This window comes from Cupriavidus sp. 05T313, assembly GCF_056396665.1.
This window is the reverse complement of record NZ_JBFTLX010000052.1, coordinates 16,670-31,727: the sequence shown is the minus strand read 5'-3', so window position 1 is coordinate 31,727 and position 15,058 is coordinate 16,670. Positions and strand designations below refer to the sequence as shown.

The 15,058-nt window shown below is 63.4% G+C and carries 14 protein-coding genes and 1 pseudogene; 7 read left to right on the top strand and 8 right to left on the bottom strand.

All coding sequences use genetic code 11. The features are described 5' to 3' along the window. A partial coding sequence (locus AC1DKD_RS14595) for a hypothetical protein (protein WP_477143390.1) occupies positions 1–401 on the top strand: 401 nt, incomplete at its 5' end. A gap of 103 nt (positions 402–504) precedes the next feature. Here the strand turns inward: AC1DKD_RS14595 and AC1DKD_RS14590 are convergent. Continuing rightward, positions 505–1,212, bottom strand: a complete 708-nt coding sequence (locus AC1DKD_RS14590) for a PAS domain-containing protein (RefSeq protein ID WP_441631337.1) — start codon at positions 1,210–1,212, stop codon at positions 505–507. Between the two features lie 45 nt (positions 1,213–1,257). On the opposite strand from AC1DKD_RS14590, the gene AC1DKD_RS14585 reads away from it, so the two are divergent. Continuing rightward, positions 1,258–1,443 (top strand): helix-turn-helix domain-containing protein, encoded by a 186-nt coding sequence (locus AC1DKD_RS14585; RefSeq protein WP_441631335.1) that lies wholly within the window; start codon positions 1,258–1,260, stop codon positions 1,441–1,443. Here AC1DKD_RS14585 and AC1DKD_RS14580 read toward each other — a convergent pair. Further along, the gene (locus AC1DKD_RS14580; protein WP_441631353.1) at positions 1,363–1,590 is read right to left on the bottom strand and encodes a Clp protease/crotonase-like domain-containing protein; all 228 of its coding nucleotides are present in this window, start codon (positions 1,588–1,590) and stop codon (positions 1,363–1,365) included. The genes AC1DKD_RS14585 and AC1DKD_RS14580 overlap by 81 nt on opposite strands. Before the next feature lie 542 nt (positions 1,591–2,132). Between AC1DKD_RS14580 and AC1DKD_RS14575 the strand changes: the two are divergent. Further along, a pseudogene (locus AC1DKD_RS14575) lies at positions 2,133–2,849 on the top strand (tyrosine-type recombinase/integrase); the annotation flags it as partial. Positions 2,850–3,092: 243 nt separating this feature from the next. Here the strand turns inward: AC1DKD_RS14575 and AC1DKD_RS14570 are convergent. From AC1DKD_RS14570 to AC1DKD_RS14555, 4 genes are all read right to left on the bottom strand, one after another. Continuing rightward, positions 3,093–5,222, bottom strand: a complete 2,130-nt coding sequence (locus AC1DKD_RS14570; RefSeq protein WP_441631351.1) for a TonB-dependent receptor family protein — start codon at positions 5,220–5,222, stop codon at positions 3,093–3,095. Positions 5,223–6,401: 1,179 nt separating this feature from the next. Then, entirely contained in the window at positions 6,402–7,229 is an 828-nt protein-coding gene (locus AC1DKD_RS14565) for a phosphate/phosphite/phosphonate ABC transporter substrate-binding protein (protein ID WP_441631333.1), read from the bottom strand. 17 nt (positions 7,230–7,246) lie between these two features. Further along, positions 7,247–8,269, bottom strand: a complete 1,023-nt coding sequence (locus AC1DKD_RS14560) for a fatty acid desaturase (RefSeq protein ID WP_441631331.1) — start codon at positions 8,267–8,269, stop codon at positions 7,247–7,249. Positions 8,270–8,763: 494 nt separating this feature from the next. After that, on the bottom strand, positions 8,764–9,339 hold the full coding sequence (locus AC1DKD_RS14555; RefSeq protein WP_441631329.1) for a low affinity iron permease family protein: 576 nt from the start codon (positions 9,337–9,339) through the stop codon (positions 8,764–8,766). A gap of 339 nt (positions 9,340–9,678) precedes the next feature. Here AC1DKD_RS14555 and AC1DKD_RS14550 point away from each other — a divergent pair, with 339 nt between their 5' ends. The 4 genes from AC1DKD_RS14550 (at position 9,679) to AC1DKD_RS14535 (ending at position 11,387) form a co-directional block, all read left to right on the top strand. Next, positions 9,679–10,131 (top strand): Ohr family peroxiredoxin, encoded by a 453-nt coding sequence (locus AC1DKD_RS14550; protein WP_441631327.1) that lies wholly within the window; start codon positions 9,679–9,681, stop codon positions 10,129–10,131. Between the two features lie 86 nt (positions 10,132–10,217). Beyond that, on the top strand, positions 10,218–10,454 hold the full coding sequence (locus tag AC1DKD_RS14545) for a hypothetical protein (protein ID WP_441631325.1): 237 nt from the start codon (positions 10,218–10,220) through the stop codon (positions 10,452–10,454). Positions 10,455–10,627: 173 nt separating this feature from the next. Further along, positions 10,628–11,086, top strand: coding sequence for a MarR family winged helix-turn-helix transcriptional regulator (locus AC1DKD_RS14540; protein WP_441631323.1), 459 nt, complete (start codon positions 10,628–10,630; stop codon positions 11,084–11,086). A gap of 22 nt (positions 11,087–11,108) precedes the next feature. Beyond that, positions 11,109–11,387 (top strand): hypothetical protein, encoded by a 279-nt coding sequence (locus tag AC1DKD_RS14535; RefSeq protein ID WP_441631322.1) that lies wholly within the window; start codon positions 11,109–11,111, stop codon positions 11,385–11,387. Positions 11,388–11,493: 106 nt separating this feature from the next. Here the strand turns inward: AC1DKD_RS14535 and AC1DKD_RS14530 are convergent, their stop codons facing one another. Together AC1DKD_RS14530 and AC1DKD_RS14525 are read right to left on the bottom strand one after the other, a co-directional pair. Next, complete coding sequence (locus tag AC1DKD_RS14530) at positions 11,494–12,516, bottom strand: Bug family tripartite tricarboxylate transporter substrate binding protein (protein ID WP_441631320.1); 1,023 nt, start codon at positions 12,514–12,516, stop codon at positions 11,494–11,496. A 47-nt stretch (positions 12,517–12,563) separates the two neighbouring features. Next, positions 12,564–15,035 (bottom strand): CaiB/BaiF CoA-transferase family protein, encoded by a 2,472-nt coding sequence (locus tag AC1DKD_RS14525; protein WP_441631349.1) that lies wholly within the window; start codon positions 15,033–15,035, stop codon positions 12,564–12,566. Positions 15,036–15,058: the final 23 nt, after the last annotated feature.

The following is a 15,058-nucleotide window of genomic DNA, read 5'->3' as shown; positions in this document are numbered from 1 at the left end:
GCATTACCCTTGCGCCGTGCTCGACCATGTCGCCACTTGAGGCGCGAGCATCGATCGACAAGGTGCTCGACGGGCAGCCGCAGCAAATTTGGCGCATGGTCACGTTCGTGGTTCAGGGCTTGAAGGAAGCAATGATCAAGGGAAACTTGGAGGCCATTGTCCCGGTGCTTGACGGTCTGATTGCCCATGATGCTCAATCGGCGAGCGGCTTGTCGCGGCAGGCCGACGCGACTTTGGTCTTGGCCAAAGCCGCATTGGGCGCGCAGATAGAAGAAGACTGCGCGGCAGGATTGCTCACAGAGGTGCGGATCGCAGAACTCATGGGTAGAGGTCCGGGCCTCCACATCGTGGGCCATGCTGTGCTGGCTCCAGTGCTTGAAGGTCTTGGTGTGGCCGCGTAGGTGATTACAAGCCGTCAACACAACGCCCACATTACCGACTCACGGGAAGTTCTGTATCGCTGGCACCCCTGGTATGGTCGCAGGGCATGGATTTTCAACACGGTCACGAAGAATGGGGAGATCGTTCTGCGCTGTGCGCTGGACTCGCGCGAGCGGTCGCATCGGGGGAGGGACGGCGGCCCTGATACAGGTGGTTGATAAATTGCTGCGGTGTAGCGCCGCGCAATTCCCCGAGCGAGACGCCGAGCAAGCTGCAGAGCGCCGGATTGGCGTCATCGATCACGAGATTCCTGTCGAAGACACCAATGCCTTCGTCAACGGCAAGAAAGAGCGCATGGAGATGCTGCTTTCTCTCATTCAGGCTGCGGGTCACCACTGCTTCCCGGTCTGCCAGCAAGGCCAGATTTTTGATGGCCTTTGCCTGGCGGAACTGGAAGTAGACAATCAGAGCGGAAATGGCGCTCGCGAGCATGACAATCACCATCAGTCTGCTCCGATACGCCGCCAAGGCCTCATGCACGTTGTAGCCCACCACCACGGCGAGATCGCCCCGTGACAGCCGTTGGATGCCGAATATGCGCTCGATGCCGTCGATGGGGCTCTCATCAATGACTTGCGCGTCTCCGGGCCCGGAGAGGGCTTTTCGGACTTCGGAGCTTGCCGGCACGAACTGCCCAGGCATGGCGCTCGACCCGCTCAAGCGCGCCCGGAATATAAAGTCTTCAGTGCCGAGCACCCCGATCACGCCTTTGTTACCGAGGTAAATACTCTTGTAGACATTGGTTAGCGAGAGCGGATCGAGCGATACCACCACGACTCCGCGGAAAACGGACAGCCGCGCGAGCGGGCACTGACGGTGCTGGCACTATGCGGCGGCAATCGCCAGGAGGCGGCCCGTCGCCTCGGCGTCAGCCCGCCACGCTATGGCGCTGGCTGGGGGAAGCTGGCACAACGGCTGCGGCTATTCCCCCGTGAACGCTGCCGGCCGCCGCTGCTGAAAGTGTGCCACGCCTTCCTTGAAATCCGCGCTCTGGATGCTTAGGAACATTTCCTGGTTGGCATCCATAATCGCCTCGCCGAGGCTTTGATATGGGGTCTCCCACAGTTGCCGCTTCATCACGCGAATCGAGCGCATAGCTGTGCGCCTGGGCCAGGAGCGCATCGGGCGGTTCCGGTTGACCAGTCCCATGCGCAGCGCCTCTTCAGCCGTGACCTTGCGCGACGACAGCAGCAGATCCGCAGCATGTGTTGCAGATCGCTATTTCGGCTAATGGCGACCTCAAATTCCGCAAATGTGGGTGCCAGCCAGGATAGATGAAGGAAAAACGCTCTTCTCCTGCCGATGCTCGCGAGTGCTTTCAATGGAGATCTCCCCGGCGCGCAGGTCGTGGCGTGAACGCCGATCGCCAGAATACCCCTATTTTTCCGATCTTTCGCGAGGTCATACGCATGGCTCTACCGAACTATCACCCTCCCCGTCCGCCCTGCCCGGCCAGCAATAGAATTTCGCCGACACCGGCTCGGCGTAGCCCGTGTTAGCCGAATTAATGATCCGCCGCGCCGTATTAGCGGAATCGTTGGACATGGACGGAAAATGGCGTTGCTCTTGCACAACGGCAAAAATCGCCACTGAACGGCCGTTTCGCAATATAGATCAATGGTTTACAGCCATGCGATTGCTATCGGATATAGCGGTCACCGCTAGCGGGATTAACGATCCTCAACAGCAGCCGACGCGGCCAGTCCAAGCCCCGCATCACGCGCTACCTCAGCCACGCCATGTGGCAGACGGTCAAGGACACCATCGAGGCGATGCCGGGTACGAGCGACAGTGCGACCGAGCGCGAGCGCCTGCATGCGGCGCGCTGCCGCTGGCTCTTCGCGGTGCTGTATCTCGGCGGCCTGCGCGCGGCCAAAGTGGCCGAGACCCGGATGGGCGCGTTCTTTTGCCGGCGCGACCGGGAGGGCCTGGAGCGCTGGTGGCTGGAGGTGACCGGCAAAGGCAACAAGACGCGGCTGGTGCCGGCGACGGACGAACTGATCGTGGAACTGGCGCGCTATCGCGAGGCGTACGGCCTGCCACCGGCACCGCATCCCGGCGAGGCACGCCCCATCGTGCTGCCGATCATCGGCAAGGAAAAGCTCTTGTCACGCGGTGCCCTGCACCTGGTGTTGAAGGAAGTCTTCGGGATGGCCGCCCAGCGCCTGCGCTCACGCGGCCCCGAGTGGGAAAGCCGTGCCGCGGTGCTGGCCAGCGCGTCAGCGCACTGGCTGCGCCATACCGCGGGGTCGCACATGACCAACCAGCAGGTGGACCTGCGTTTCGTGCGGGACAATTTCGGGAACGCATCGATTTCTACCACCAGCGCCTACCTGCACACGGAGGACGATGCCCGCCATGCGGCCACGCAGGAACGCCACCGGATCGGCTGGACGCGCGAAGGGTGACAGGTGCTCGCCTTGGCCAGACGCGCAGTTGTATCACGCAAGGACAATGTCCGGAATCGCATTTCCTCCGTCGATCGCGCGGGTATGCTGGGGGAGTCCCAAGGCGACGGCTGCGAGGCCTACCCTACTGGCGAGGCAGCCGGCCTCCGGGCCGCAGCGCTCAATGCGCAGCTCAAGACTGGTGCCTGGTCGGGCCGGCCAAAAGCGGTCTGCCGATACCGCCTGGCCGCTCCTGAATCGGCCTCAGAAGCCGGCGCGTGCCTGGATGTAAACCATGCGCGGCGCACCGACCAGACGACCGGCATTGCTATCGGTGGTACGTGTGTAATAACGCTTGTCGAACACGTTGTTCAAGCCGATGGTGATGTCGGTACGCTTCCACTGCGGCACCTTGAACATGGCCTGAAGGTTCCAGGTACGGAAGCCCGGTATGCGCCCCACGCTACCATCCGCCGACTCGGCAACCGTATTGGCCAAGTCGGAGTACTGCGAGCTCTGATGCGTCGTGGAGACATTGAAGGTCCAGTTGCGCCAGTCGTAGCGAGCACCGATCGTATCCGTATTGCGCGAGTAGAACGGTACGTCCTGGCCGGCCGTAGCGCCCGACTTCTGAATCGCTCGCGTGTACGTGTAGTTGGCGTAAACATTCAGGCCCGCCAGCAGACCGGCGCGATCGAACGTGTAATCGATCGCRCTTTCCACGCCATCGTGATCGGTAGCGCCGATATTCTGGAACGTGGCGGGAAACAGGCCCGGCACCTGCAGGATCTGGTTGTCGAACTTGATCTTGAACGCGGTCAATTCGGCCTTGATCCGGTTGTCGGTCCAACGGGTACCCAGTTCGAACGTACGGGCCACTTCCGGCTGCAGCGGATTGTTCGGTGTCTGCGAATTGAGCTGGGTGTTTTGCACCGGTCCGAACGACGTGCTGTAGTCAGCGAACATGATCCATGCGTTGTTCACCAGATACGAAACGTTGATCGATGGCAGTGCCTTGTTATTCATGCTTTCGAACTGTGATGTCGCCCCCCGTTGTTGGCGCGTGGTGTCGATATGTTCAAAACGCACGCCCGGCACGATGCGCCAACTCCCGATGGCGATACGGTCGTCGATATAGACGGCGTGGGCATCGGTTGCGTTATCGAACGTGGTGGTCGGGCCTGCCACGCCGGTCACCAGGCTCTGGTTGTACGCGTTGTCATCGCCACGCTCGCGGATATAGCGGTATCCGACGGTGATGTCATGCAGGGTCGGGCCCAGCGCCACGCGCTGTGTGTAGCGTGGTTCAATACCGAACGTCGAGTAGTTGCGAGGCTGGTGCGCGATCTGGGTGGCGCTCTGCTGCAGCGTGCTCTGGCGATAGCTGTCGTTGAAGAAAGTGCGGATTTCGAACTCCTGGCTAGCGGAGATCGTGTTCACGTATCCCAGGTCGAAGCCCGTGCGATTGCCGCTCCAGTAGTCGTTCGGCCGCGTATTCTGAAACGGGTCCGCGTTGTACTGTGCCACCGTCAGCCCGCCGGGCGTGCGCGAGCGCACATCGTAGTAGGACATCTTGCCGTAGACCCGCGACCTKCCGGTGATGTCATACGAAAACTTCAAGGCGACGTCGTTAACATCGTCATCGCTGCCCTTGCGCCATTCGCGGCCTGCCATGCCCGAATACAGGAGGGCCAGTCCCAGACCGTTCTCGAGCGTGGTGCCGACAAATGCGCTGTATTGCGTATTGCTGCCGCCGCCTTCGGTGTAGATGTTCTCGCGAATCGAGGCATCGCCGGTGATTTCCGGCCCGTCGGGAATCGGCTTGGTATTGAAGTTGATAACGCCGCCAACGTTCTGCGGCCCATACCGCACCGCGCCACCGCTGCGCACCACATCAATCGACTCGATATTGCCTAGGCTGACCGGCGCGAAGGACAGCTGGGGCTGCCCGTAGGGCGCCACCGCCATCGGAATGCCGTCGAGCAGGACCGTAGAGCGCGGCGTGTACCGGCCGGTCAGGCCACGCACGCCGATATTGAGCGAGATAGCGCTGCCGGCGGTGCCGGAGTTATCGGTTGACTGCACCCCTGGAATCCGTCGCATGACGTCCCCGATGCTCGCTGCCCCACTTTGCTCGATCTGCTGTTCGTTGACGACGGTGCGCGCGCCCGCGAACGTCTTCACACTGTTCTCCAGTCCGGTGCCCAGCCAGTTACCGGTTACCTGTACGGTATCGAGCACATGTTCGGCATTGCTCTTTTGCGTCGACTGCTCATTGGTCTGTTGCGCGGACGTCAGTTGCGGCGCCAAGCACAGAATGGAGACGGCGAGCGCTGTCGCGCACAGCGAGGTCTGGGGTGCGGCGGGCAGCTTGCCGCAACGACTGGTGTTCATGGCTCTACTTCCTTGCAACAAGAAATTAACGAAAGCGCATGAATATAAATGATAATGATTATCAATTGAGATCCAGTCGACAAAAGAGCTGCCGGATGCGCACACCTCCAAGCAAATTGTTGCTGTGGCACGACGAATATCTACAACTTGCTGGTGCAACAATGCACAACGACCGTCCTGGCGCACATGCGGATCGCCCGTTGCGGGTGAGAGATCGTCAAATGCTGCCCTCTTGTTTGCGCCCTTTAATCCACTTTAATGCCGCGCGGTATCTTTGGATGCGACGGGCAGGCAGCGAGGATTACCAATCCGTGTCCCGTGAGGTGAGTTGAATAAACAGCCTAATGAGGCACTTCACGGATGAAGGTGYGGAAAGTGACGGATGGTGGTGGAGTCAAGGCGAGGGTGCGTGCGAGTGGCCTGTCGATGGCGCGGCACGTGATGCGAATGATGGCGACAATCAGCAGCAATTAGGGCGCATGCGATGCCTGCCGAGCAGCCGCGAGTTGGGGAGAATGACGATGCCCGCCATCGCCATCCACGCTTCCGTTTTTTGCCTGCCCCTAAGGACGCGTGCGCAGTGCAGCGCTTTTGTCGTTTGTCCTGCCCCCCCTGCTTCACTCGCGCCCAGGCACTGGCGAACGATCTTGGCATCTGCAGCAGTTGCGGATTTGGCGACTTTGCCAGGACATTCGTGACACGCGGCTTCCCGCGCCGGCGATGACGCGGGACATACCGGGTCTTTGGCATCGCACCGCGTCAATTGGTGGCGGTGGAATCTATGGACCGAGGGGTATTCAACGAGGCCAGCGCTTTTCTGAACGGTGTATCACCTAAGGGCACCGGCATTGCAGGTCGGATCGCCTGCGACCAAAGTGCGCCACGGCTGGCACCAGTCACGCAAATCGCGCAGTACTCAACGGCGATACTCCGATCCGTAGCAGCAGTCCTGCAAATACAAACCGGCCTGCGTCCCACGGCGCTCACCGGAAGCCATTACGATGGCTGGCAAGCACCCCCGCGCTGCCGGGCAAGTCATGGGAGGCACGGCGCGATCCCGCCGCGCGCGCACGCGCCGCGTTTGCGGGTATCCCGCTGTGCGAGTACAGCTTCCCGGTGCCCTTCACCCGCGACTGACGCCCTGCGCGCGCTGGCAGACGCGGCTGCGTTGCGCCACGATCAGACCAGCCGCGCGTAGCCGGCCGCCACCGCGGCGCGGGCCATCAGCGCTACCGGCTCGTAGTGGGCCAGTCCGGTCCGCGCAATGCCGCGCAAGCGCAAGCGGCGCGCCAGTGCCGGCTCGCCGGAAAGCACTTGCGCCAGCGCCGCGCCAACACGCGCGCTAAGCGCCGGAGCGGCGTGGCGCGAAGACACCAGCGGCAGTCCGGGAGCGGCCTCGGTGCTGCCAATCTGGCGCAGCGCAACAAGACGCTCGGGCAGGTGATCGCGCGCGAACGCCAGCGTGACGCAATCGATGGCGGCGACATCCGCCGCGCCGTTGGCCACGGCGTCGAGCGATGCCAGATGCGACCCGGTGCGCACCGTGCCGGAGAAGAAGCGGCCGTCCCGCGCCAGCTGTGCCACCGCGTAGCGCAGCGCGTTCATGCCGCTGTGCGAGCCCTCGTCGTTATAGGCCACGCGCAATCCGCGGCACGCGGCGAGCGTGGCGGGCCCGTCATTGGCGCGTACCACGATGGCGCTGGTATAGCTGGCGCCATCGCAGCCCGGCGCATCGAACCGTGGCGTGCCAATGATGCGCACATGGCGCCGCAGGCCCTGCACCAGCGGATAGCCGCAGGTTTGCGAGAGCAACAGGTCCGGCCGGCGCCAGAATTTGTGCAGCGCCTCCACCGTCCCGGCGGGCTCGACGACGCTCAGCCGGAGCGGGTCGCGTTGCCGCGCGAGCAGGTCGGCCACGCGCGCGATCAGCGCCAGCCAGTCCGTATGCAGCGCGGGTGTCAGGTTATACATGGGTAGCGCGGCCACCCAGTGCTTGCGTTCGGTCATCGGCCGGTCTTCCACGTTCACCCCGTCAGTTGCGCACGGGCATCGTTGCTGGCCTGCCCGCTTCCTGTTGCAACGGGCACCGCTTCACGTACAGAACCGCGAAACAGCGGATGTACCACGGGCGCGGCCGTACGCAGCGCGAAGCGCGCCAGCCATTCGCCGTAGCCGTGTACCACGAAACCGCCGCTGCGCCGCTGGTAGTCGGCCGCGCGGCGACGATAGATATGTCCCAGCGCGAACCAGGGCACCGCAGGCAAATCATGGTGGACAAGGTGATAGTTGTTGTTGAGAAAGAGCAAGCGCCATGGCCACGCGGCCTCGTTGATCACGCTGCGGCATGCCGGCAAGGCATGGGCACGGTGCTCCTGGAACGAGCGTACCGCCGACAGCGACAGCGCCGGATAGGCCACGCCGGCCAGCATCAGCCACGGCGCGATACCGCAAATGCTGTCGAGCCAGGCCAGCAACGCGGCCAGCGCCAGCAGGTGCGCAAGCCACATCGGCAGGTCGCGCAGATCGCCGTCGCGCACCTTGCGCCCCGCGCCGGCCGCGGTCTGCGCGATGGCAAAGGCCGGGCCGATCAGCACACGTCCCGCCAATGTATTGCGACAGCGCAGCAACACCCGCCCCAACGGACCGGCCGCTTGCCAGTCGCCGGAAAGCATGAAATAGCTCTCCGGATCGGCGCCCGGATGGGTGAGATCGTCGGCCTCGTGATGGCGCAGGTGCTCGCGGCGATACAGCCCGTAGGGAAACCATACCGCCAGCGGCGCCATGCCGAACAGCGCATTGAGCCAGGCCAGCCGGGTCGGGTGGCCATGCAGCAGCTCGTGCTGCAAAGACATATACCAGGCCGTGACGAGAGCCAGCAGCGCGACAGCCAGCGGCAGGCCGATGCGCGTGGCGTTGAACGCGATGCCAAACCACGCGCTATGGACCGCCGCGATCAGCAGCCAGGTAGGCACCTCCGTTCGCCATATCCAACGGCGGGAGGCGCGCGCGATATCGGCGCATTGGATGTCATCCAGGTAGATTGCCATGGCTTCGTCATCGTCGATCGGTGGCGGGCTGGTCGGCAATCGAGGCGACGCGAACACCCAGCGCATCCCGCGCCCGGCGCTCCGGCATGTGCATGGCTCCCGGCGCGAAGGATGTCACTCCAGCTTAACGGCGCCGGAAAATAAGGGAACGAAGGAATGCCGATAAGGATATGCGGGCGCGGGGCCGGGTACCCGTTGCTGCCTACGCTTCGCATGCGGGACGTCAGGTGCCACATCCGGCACAAGGTGCACGCCAATGCCAGACACCTGCGGTTGTGCCCCAGTCCGTTCAGGCGACGAAGAAACAACCTTGCTAGCCGTCAGCGAACAGTGCCAAGGCAGATGGCACGCCACGCAACATCGGGGCCCGGATTACGACGATGCCTGCAGCCATCAGTGCATGACGCCCGCGCAGGTCGCGCGCAAGGTCGCGCATCATGGCGTTGCTTGCCGATGTCTGGCACGACAGTCTCATTGCGGGTATGGACGCCGGTTCAATGCGCAGGGATCTCGATGCCGCCGGGAGAATCGTCGCCGCTGCGCGTGGGCTGCCCACCGGGCCGCGCCGCACGGGCCCTGTACTTGGCCACGTGGTTCTCACGGGCCTCGTCCAGCGAATGGCTGCACTTGAGCCCGCCTTCCCTGTCGGCAAGCTCCGCCAGCTGGCGATAGAAGGTGACCAACTGGCGCAACTCGTCCTCATCGAGTTCCTCGATCGAGACTAGCATGTTGCTCGCTTCCTTGTGCGAGGCAAGCAACTCGTTCAGCTTCAGGTGGACGGCCACGGCGTCCTTGTTCTGGCTCTGCTGGATCAGGAAGACCATCAGGAAGGTGATGATGGTGGTGCCGGTGTTGATCACGAGCTGCCACGTTTCGGAGTAGTGGAAGACCGGACCCGTCAAAGCCCACGCCACCACGACGCCGACCGCCAGCATGAATGCCGTAGGCGAGCCCGCCTGCCTCGTGGCTGCGCCGGCAAGGCGATCAAAGACATGAAGCACGGGAGACCGGTGCCCGTGCAGTGCGGGGGCACTATCGATCCGATGCAGTGAGAATACTGGCTTGCTCATCTTCGGCTCCTTGCTGTCGGCTGCCGCCGTCGGCAACGCGCTGCGTTCATTGTATGGAGCGCGCCGCCAATGGTTCAGCGGGCGCTGTCCTACAACGCCTCCATGACCGGCTGCCCCAGATCGATCAGGGCGTAATTGTGGAGAACAAGCGACTTGGGCAAGTGCTGGGGATCGGCAGCGCTGCGCAAGCGTCGGCCCGGGCGCTTTCCCCCGCTCCGCTGCGGGCATTCGATATTTTTCCTTGACAAGGCGCGACCCATGTTCCAGTATTGTTTATATCGTATGCGATTTAAACGGATGCGATTTACATAGAACCGACAACCACCGGAGATCCATTCCATGAGCAAGATCGAAAAAGTCCTCGCCACCGGCAAGACCCACACCACGCACAGCAGCGCCGGCGTTACCTCGCGCGGCCACAACGGCACGCTGGACATCGCGCTGTCGCCTGGCGACAGCGCCACCCCGGCGCACGTGTTCCCGGCCGTCCAGCCGCACCCGACCGCGGAACAGCTGTTCGCGGGCGCCTGGTCGGCGTGCTACATCGCCGCGGTCGGCCTGGTGGCCAAGGAAATGAAGCTGGAGCTGCCGTCCGACCTGGCTGTGGATATCGAAGTCGACCTGGGCCAGACCGGCGCGGAGTACTTCCTGCAGGCACGCCTCAATCTGCGCGTGCCGGGCCTGGCGCGGGATACGGCGACGGAACTGGCCCACGCCGCCGATGCAATCTGCCCCTACTCGAAGGCAACGCGCGGCAATATCGACGTGGCGCTGAACGTATTTACTTCGTAATTCCCTGCCCTTCTCATTGCCGCAAAATAGTCGTATGCGATTTAATCGCATACGTCAACAATTCACCTGAATCAAGGATGCATACCATGAGCACGATCACCACCATCGCCCGCTACGCCGTTGTCGCAGCCGCCCTGCTGACCGCTGCCGCCGCGCAAGCCGCCGGATCGGCGCGCGACCCCTTCACCGATGGCGCCCGCTCGGTCACCAGCGCAGCCGATCCGTACACAGACGGCACGCGATCGGTACACGGCACGCGCAGCCCTTACACCGACGGCGCCCGCGGCAAGGTCGACCCTTACCTCGACGGCGCGCGCGCCTGAGACCGCGCAGCCACTCGGAGGCCAGATGGTTCGCACGATTTGCCGCCGGTCGCGGGCGCCCTCCCCTTGGGCTCGCGTGACCGCCGCGGGAAGTCATCGCACCTACGATCCAATCGCATACGATCTATAATCGACGCCTGCAATCCATCCGTCTTTGGCCAACGAGGCAGCAAATGAAATCCACCGACAAGCCCGCCGCAGACCCGACGCTCTCGGACTTCCTGTGCTTCGCGGTCTATTCCGCGAACCTCGCCTTCGGCAAGGCCTACAAGCCGATCCTTGAGCAGCTGGGGCTGACCTATACGCAATACATCACCATCGTTGCGCTATGGGAGCAGGACGACCAGACCGTCGGCAGCCTGGGCGAGAAGCTGTTCCTGGAATCGAACACCCTGACACCGATCCTGAAGAAGCTGGAGGCGATGGGCTACGTGGTGCGGCAGCGCGACCCCGAAGACGAGCGCCAGGTACGCGTCAGCCTGACCAAGGCCGGCCGCAAGCTGCGCGAACTGCGCCTGGAATCCGGCCTCGCCGGCGCAACCGGCCTGGCCCCGGACGAGTTCGCACGGATGCAGAAGGCAGTTGCGTCGCTACGCAACAACCTGATCCAGTCGGTGAAAGACAGCGAATGAACAAGCACACAGGACCCACTGCATGACCAGCAAAGCCGCCCAGTACAGCCCGATCGCCTGCGAGTTCCACGACCGCCTGGAAGACCTCGCCACCGTGCGCAGGCCCGCGCAGATCCACTATCGCGACGCCGATGGCACGCCACGGCAACGTACCGCGACCATTACCGATGTGTACAGCCGCGGTGGCGCTGAATACCTGACGCTCAGGACTGGCGAAACGCTGCGCCTGGACCAGCTCGTGGAAGTCGACGGCGAGAAGCTGGCCGACTACCAGGAAACGCGGTCACGAAGTGACGCTTGACCCCCGCCGTTTCATCTTTTGGGATCGGGCGCGCCCGATGGGGAGACCGCGCCAAAGCAGGGCCTGGCCTTCGCGACGGTCCCTCGACCCGATCCGGTAATGCGGGTCAATCCAGCGTGATTCCTTCGCGCTGGATCACAGCCCCCCAATTGGCATCCTCTTTCTCAATGCGCTTCGCGAAGTTCGCGGAGTCGATCATCACCACGTCGCCCTGCTGACCCAACGCCGCCTTTGCCTTGCCGTCATCAAGCACCCCACGGGTGATCGTATGCAGCTTTTGCACAATCTGCGGCGGCGTGCCGGCCGGCGCGAGCATGCCGATCCAGAAGGTCACGTTGAAAGGCGCGATGCCGGCTTCCTCCAAGGTGGGCACTTCGGGCAACTGTGCCATGCGCTTTGACGAACTGACGGCGAGGGGTTTCAGCTTCCCTACCTTGATTTGAGGGAGGGCGCTCCAGGTGTCAAAGGCGGTCTCCAGTTCACCACTCATCACGGCCATCTCCGCCTGCGCAGAGGACTTGTAGGGAATATGCGTGGTCTTGATCTTTGCCCGGTTGTTCAACATGGCGAAGCTGAGATGCGCAATATTGCCCGGGCCCGCCGATCCATAGCTGATTTTCCCGGGATACTGCGTGGCGAATTGCAAAAGGTCCGCTACCGAGCCGACCGAATTCTTCTGCGACCACTCCGGGTTCGTGACCAGGATGAATGGCGCCTCGAGCACTAGCGTGACCGGCGTGAAGTCTTTCGGCTTGTAGTTGCTCTTCTTGTACACCTGATGGTTGATGGTGATGCTGCTGGAGTTCGTAAGCAGCAAGGTGTACCCGTCTGGCGCAGCCCTGGCAGCCTCTGCCACGCCAATCAACCCGTTCGCTCCCGCCTTGTTGTCCACGATCACGGGCTGCCCCAGGGATTTGCTGAGGTGCTCCGACACGACGCGCGCCACGGTATCGGTGAATGACCCGGCCGGGAATGGAACGATCATCCTGATCGGCTTGTTCGGCCAGCTGGCATGCTGGGCTGCGGCCGGACCGGAAATTGCGCCAGTCAGGACGACCAGCGCAGCGACAGCCATTCTGAATCGGCCTGCGACCCTCTGGCGGCGCGACGTAAATTTGAGTTCCTTCATTCTTGTCTCCTGTTCTTGGGTAGTAGTCTTCGAAACTTTTTCTGACCTTACGCCGCCCCTTTCGAGGACTTTGGCTTCGCGGTTTTTCCTGTGATGCCCATGCGTTCCAGGTCCGCGATCTGCCCTGCGCTCAGTCCAAGCACGCGAGTCAACACCTCCTCAGTGTGTTCTCCCAGGGTCGGGGCAGCGTTGCGGATCGGCACGGGCTCGCTTCCAGTGCGAAACCAGGCGGTGCTGGCCGTGTACATGCCACTGTGGGCACGTTCGACGCCACGCCAGAATCCCCGTGCGTGCAGGTGGGCGTCCTGCAGCACCTGTGACATGGGCCGAACCACGCCCGCGGCAATGCCCGCCCGTTGCAACAGGCGCATTGCCTCTTCCGGGTCCCGGGCCTTGCACCAGGACGTGATGGCCGCGTCGATCCTGTCGTGCTGCGCGCGACGCCCTGGCGCCTGGGCAAGCCGCGCATCCGCGGCAAGGTCCTCCCTCCCGATCACACGGCACAGGGCAGGCCATTGCGCGTCAGTGACAGTCAGAACGATCCACGCGTCATCGCCTGCGCAGCGGAAACTCCCATGCGGGACGTGCATGGGATGGCGGTTACCCAGGCGAGGCGAGACCGTTCCGGAGACCGATTGCTCCAGGATGAACGGCGCAGCCATTGGCAGCATGGCCTCGACCTGTGACAGGTTGACATGTCGGCCTTCACCGGTGGCTTGCTGCACGAACAGCGCCAGCAACATTGCGGCCCCTGCATTCAAGCCGCCTATCGGATCGCCATAGGCGTACGACGTCATGGCCGGCGGTCCCTCCGGATGGCCCGTATGAAGCGGCAGGCCGCTGGCCTGCTCCAGCGTGCCGCCGTATGCGCGGGTGTTGCTCCACGCGTTTCCAAGCCCGAATGCCGGCATCGACAGCATGACCAGACGCTCGTTCACGGCTCGCAGCGCTTCGTAGTCCAAGCCCAGCTTCGGCAAGACCTCGGCAGAGTAGTTTTCGATCACCGCATCCGCGCGCGCCGCCAACTGCAGCAGCAACTGCTTTCCCTCGGGGCGCGTCAAGTCCAGGGTGATGCCCAGCTTGTTGCGGTTCATCAGGTTGAAGTTTGAATTCTTCTCGTACAGCCTGTCCCGATAGAACGCTTCAGTGAAGTTGGCGCCGCGCCACCAGTCCGGGTAGCCGGTGCTTTCGACCTTGATGATTTCCGCGCCAAGATCGGCCAGGGTTCGCGACGCCAGGGGGCCCGCCCAGCCCATCGTCAGGTCGACAACACGAATGCCCCGCAGCGGCAGTTGCTCGGCAGACGTTCGCCGGAGCTGCAGACGGGGGTGGTGATCCAGGCCGGATGTCCGGTAGAGGGCGTTATGGGCGCCCTTCGCCGGAGCCGATCCGCCCGGCAACGGCCCGGCCGCATCGAGGCGTAGCGGCACAACGGGGCCTTCGAAGGAAACTCCCCCTACTTCGACCGGGACGAATGCGTTGCGCCGCCGATGCACTTCCTGGCTGAGCAACTCCGCCATGGTGGGGACGATGACAGTCGGATGCTTCTTGTCGCCAAGGATCTCGAACCACTCCCGGGCCGTCCGCGTGAGAAACGCGGGGATGAGCAGCGCGTCGATCTCGTCCGCCCGGGCCATGCGCTCCTGGCCGTTCGCGAAACGAGGGTCGCCGGCCAGCTCGGGGCGCCCGATCGCCTCGCACAGCGCCACCCACTGAGGCAGCGTGTGCGTGAAGATTCCGATCCACCCCTCCGAGGTCTGGTAGATGCCAGCCGGATGCGTGCCGCAGAACCGGTTGACGCCGAGGCGCCGAAGCGGGTGGCGCTTGTCCGGCACCATGCCCGCTTCCATTTCGACCACGCTGAAAATGGCCTCGTGCACACTTAGCACGTATCGGCGGCTGCCTTGCGCGCGTCCGATCAGGGCCGCGACAGCGGCCGAGAATGCGGCAAGCCCGACGACGACCGCGGTCTGCACGTCGTGCGGCATGTGGGGCGGCCCCTCCACCGGGCCGCTCCCATGCACGGCGCCAGCGAGGCCTCGGCACACAGCTTCCGCGCCCGCATACTGACTGTAGGGCCCGCTCTCACCGAACCAGGTGAGCGCCACCTCGATCGGCTCGTGCCCTTGCCGCTCGGCTGTATTGCCGGACCAGACAGGCCTGGCAAGGATGACCGGACCCTCGGTCAGCGCGCGGGCATCCAGGACCACATCGCAGGTTCGCGCGAGCTGGGCCAGCCAGGCACTGTCCTCGGCGCTTCCGGCATCCGCAGTGACGCTGCGCTTGCTGGTATTCAGCCAGGCAAAGAGCGCGCTTTCCGGCTGCGCGGCACCAGGAATGCAGACCATGGGCGGCATCTGCCGCCAGGCGTCGCCCGCCGGACTCTCCACCTTGATCACTTCGGCGCCGAAGTCAGAGAACAACTTGCCCGCGTACGCAAGCGCCGGACCGGTGCCGACCTCCAGTACGCGCAGCCCATTCAACGCCAGTTGCGCCGCGTCAGGACCATTCTTCATCATGGAACCCTCTTGTGTATGCATGG

Coding starts and splice junctions, on each gene's coding strand:
- AC1DKD_RS14555 (WP_441631329.1), bottom strand. CDS start 9,339: ATGAGCAAGCCAGTATTCTCACTGCATCGGATCGATAGTGCCCCCGCA.
- AC1DKD_RS14545 (WP_441631325.1), top strand. CDS start 10,218: ATGAGCACGATCACCACCATCGCCCGCTACGCCGTTGTCGCAGCCGCC.
- AC1DKD_RS14550 (WP_441631327.1), top strand. CDS start 9,679: ATGAGCAAGATCGAAAAAGTCCTCGCCACCGGCAAGACCCACACCACG.
- AC1DKD_RS14535 (WP_441631322.1), top strand. CDS start 11,109: ATGACCAGCAAAGCCGCCCAGTACAGCCCGATCGCCTGCGAGTTCCAC.
- AC1DKD_RS14560 (WP_441631331.1), bottom strand. CDS start 8,269: ATGGCAATCTACCTGGATGACATCCAATGCGCCGATATCGCGCGCGCC.
- AC1DKD_RS14565 (WP_441631333.1), bottom strand. CDS start 7,229: ATGACCGAACGCAAGCACTGGGTGGCCGCGCTACCCATGTATAACCTG.
- AC1DKD_RS14540 (WP_441631323.1), top strand. CDS start 10,628: ATGAAATCCACCGACAAGCCCGCCGCAGACCCGACGCTCTCGGACTTC.
- AC1DKD_RS14530 (WP_441631320.1), bottom strand. CDS start 12,516: ATGAAGGAACTCAAATTTACGTCGCGCCGCCAGAGGGTCGCAGGCCGA.
- AC1DKD_RS14525 (WP_441631349.1), bottom strand. CDS start 15,035: ATGATGAAGAATGGTCCTGACGCGGCGCAACTGGCGTTGAATGGGCTG.
- AC1DKD_RS14580 (WP_441631353.1), bottom strand. CDS start 1,590: ATGGGACTGGTCAACCGGAACCGCCCGATGCGCTCCTGGCCCAGGCGC.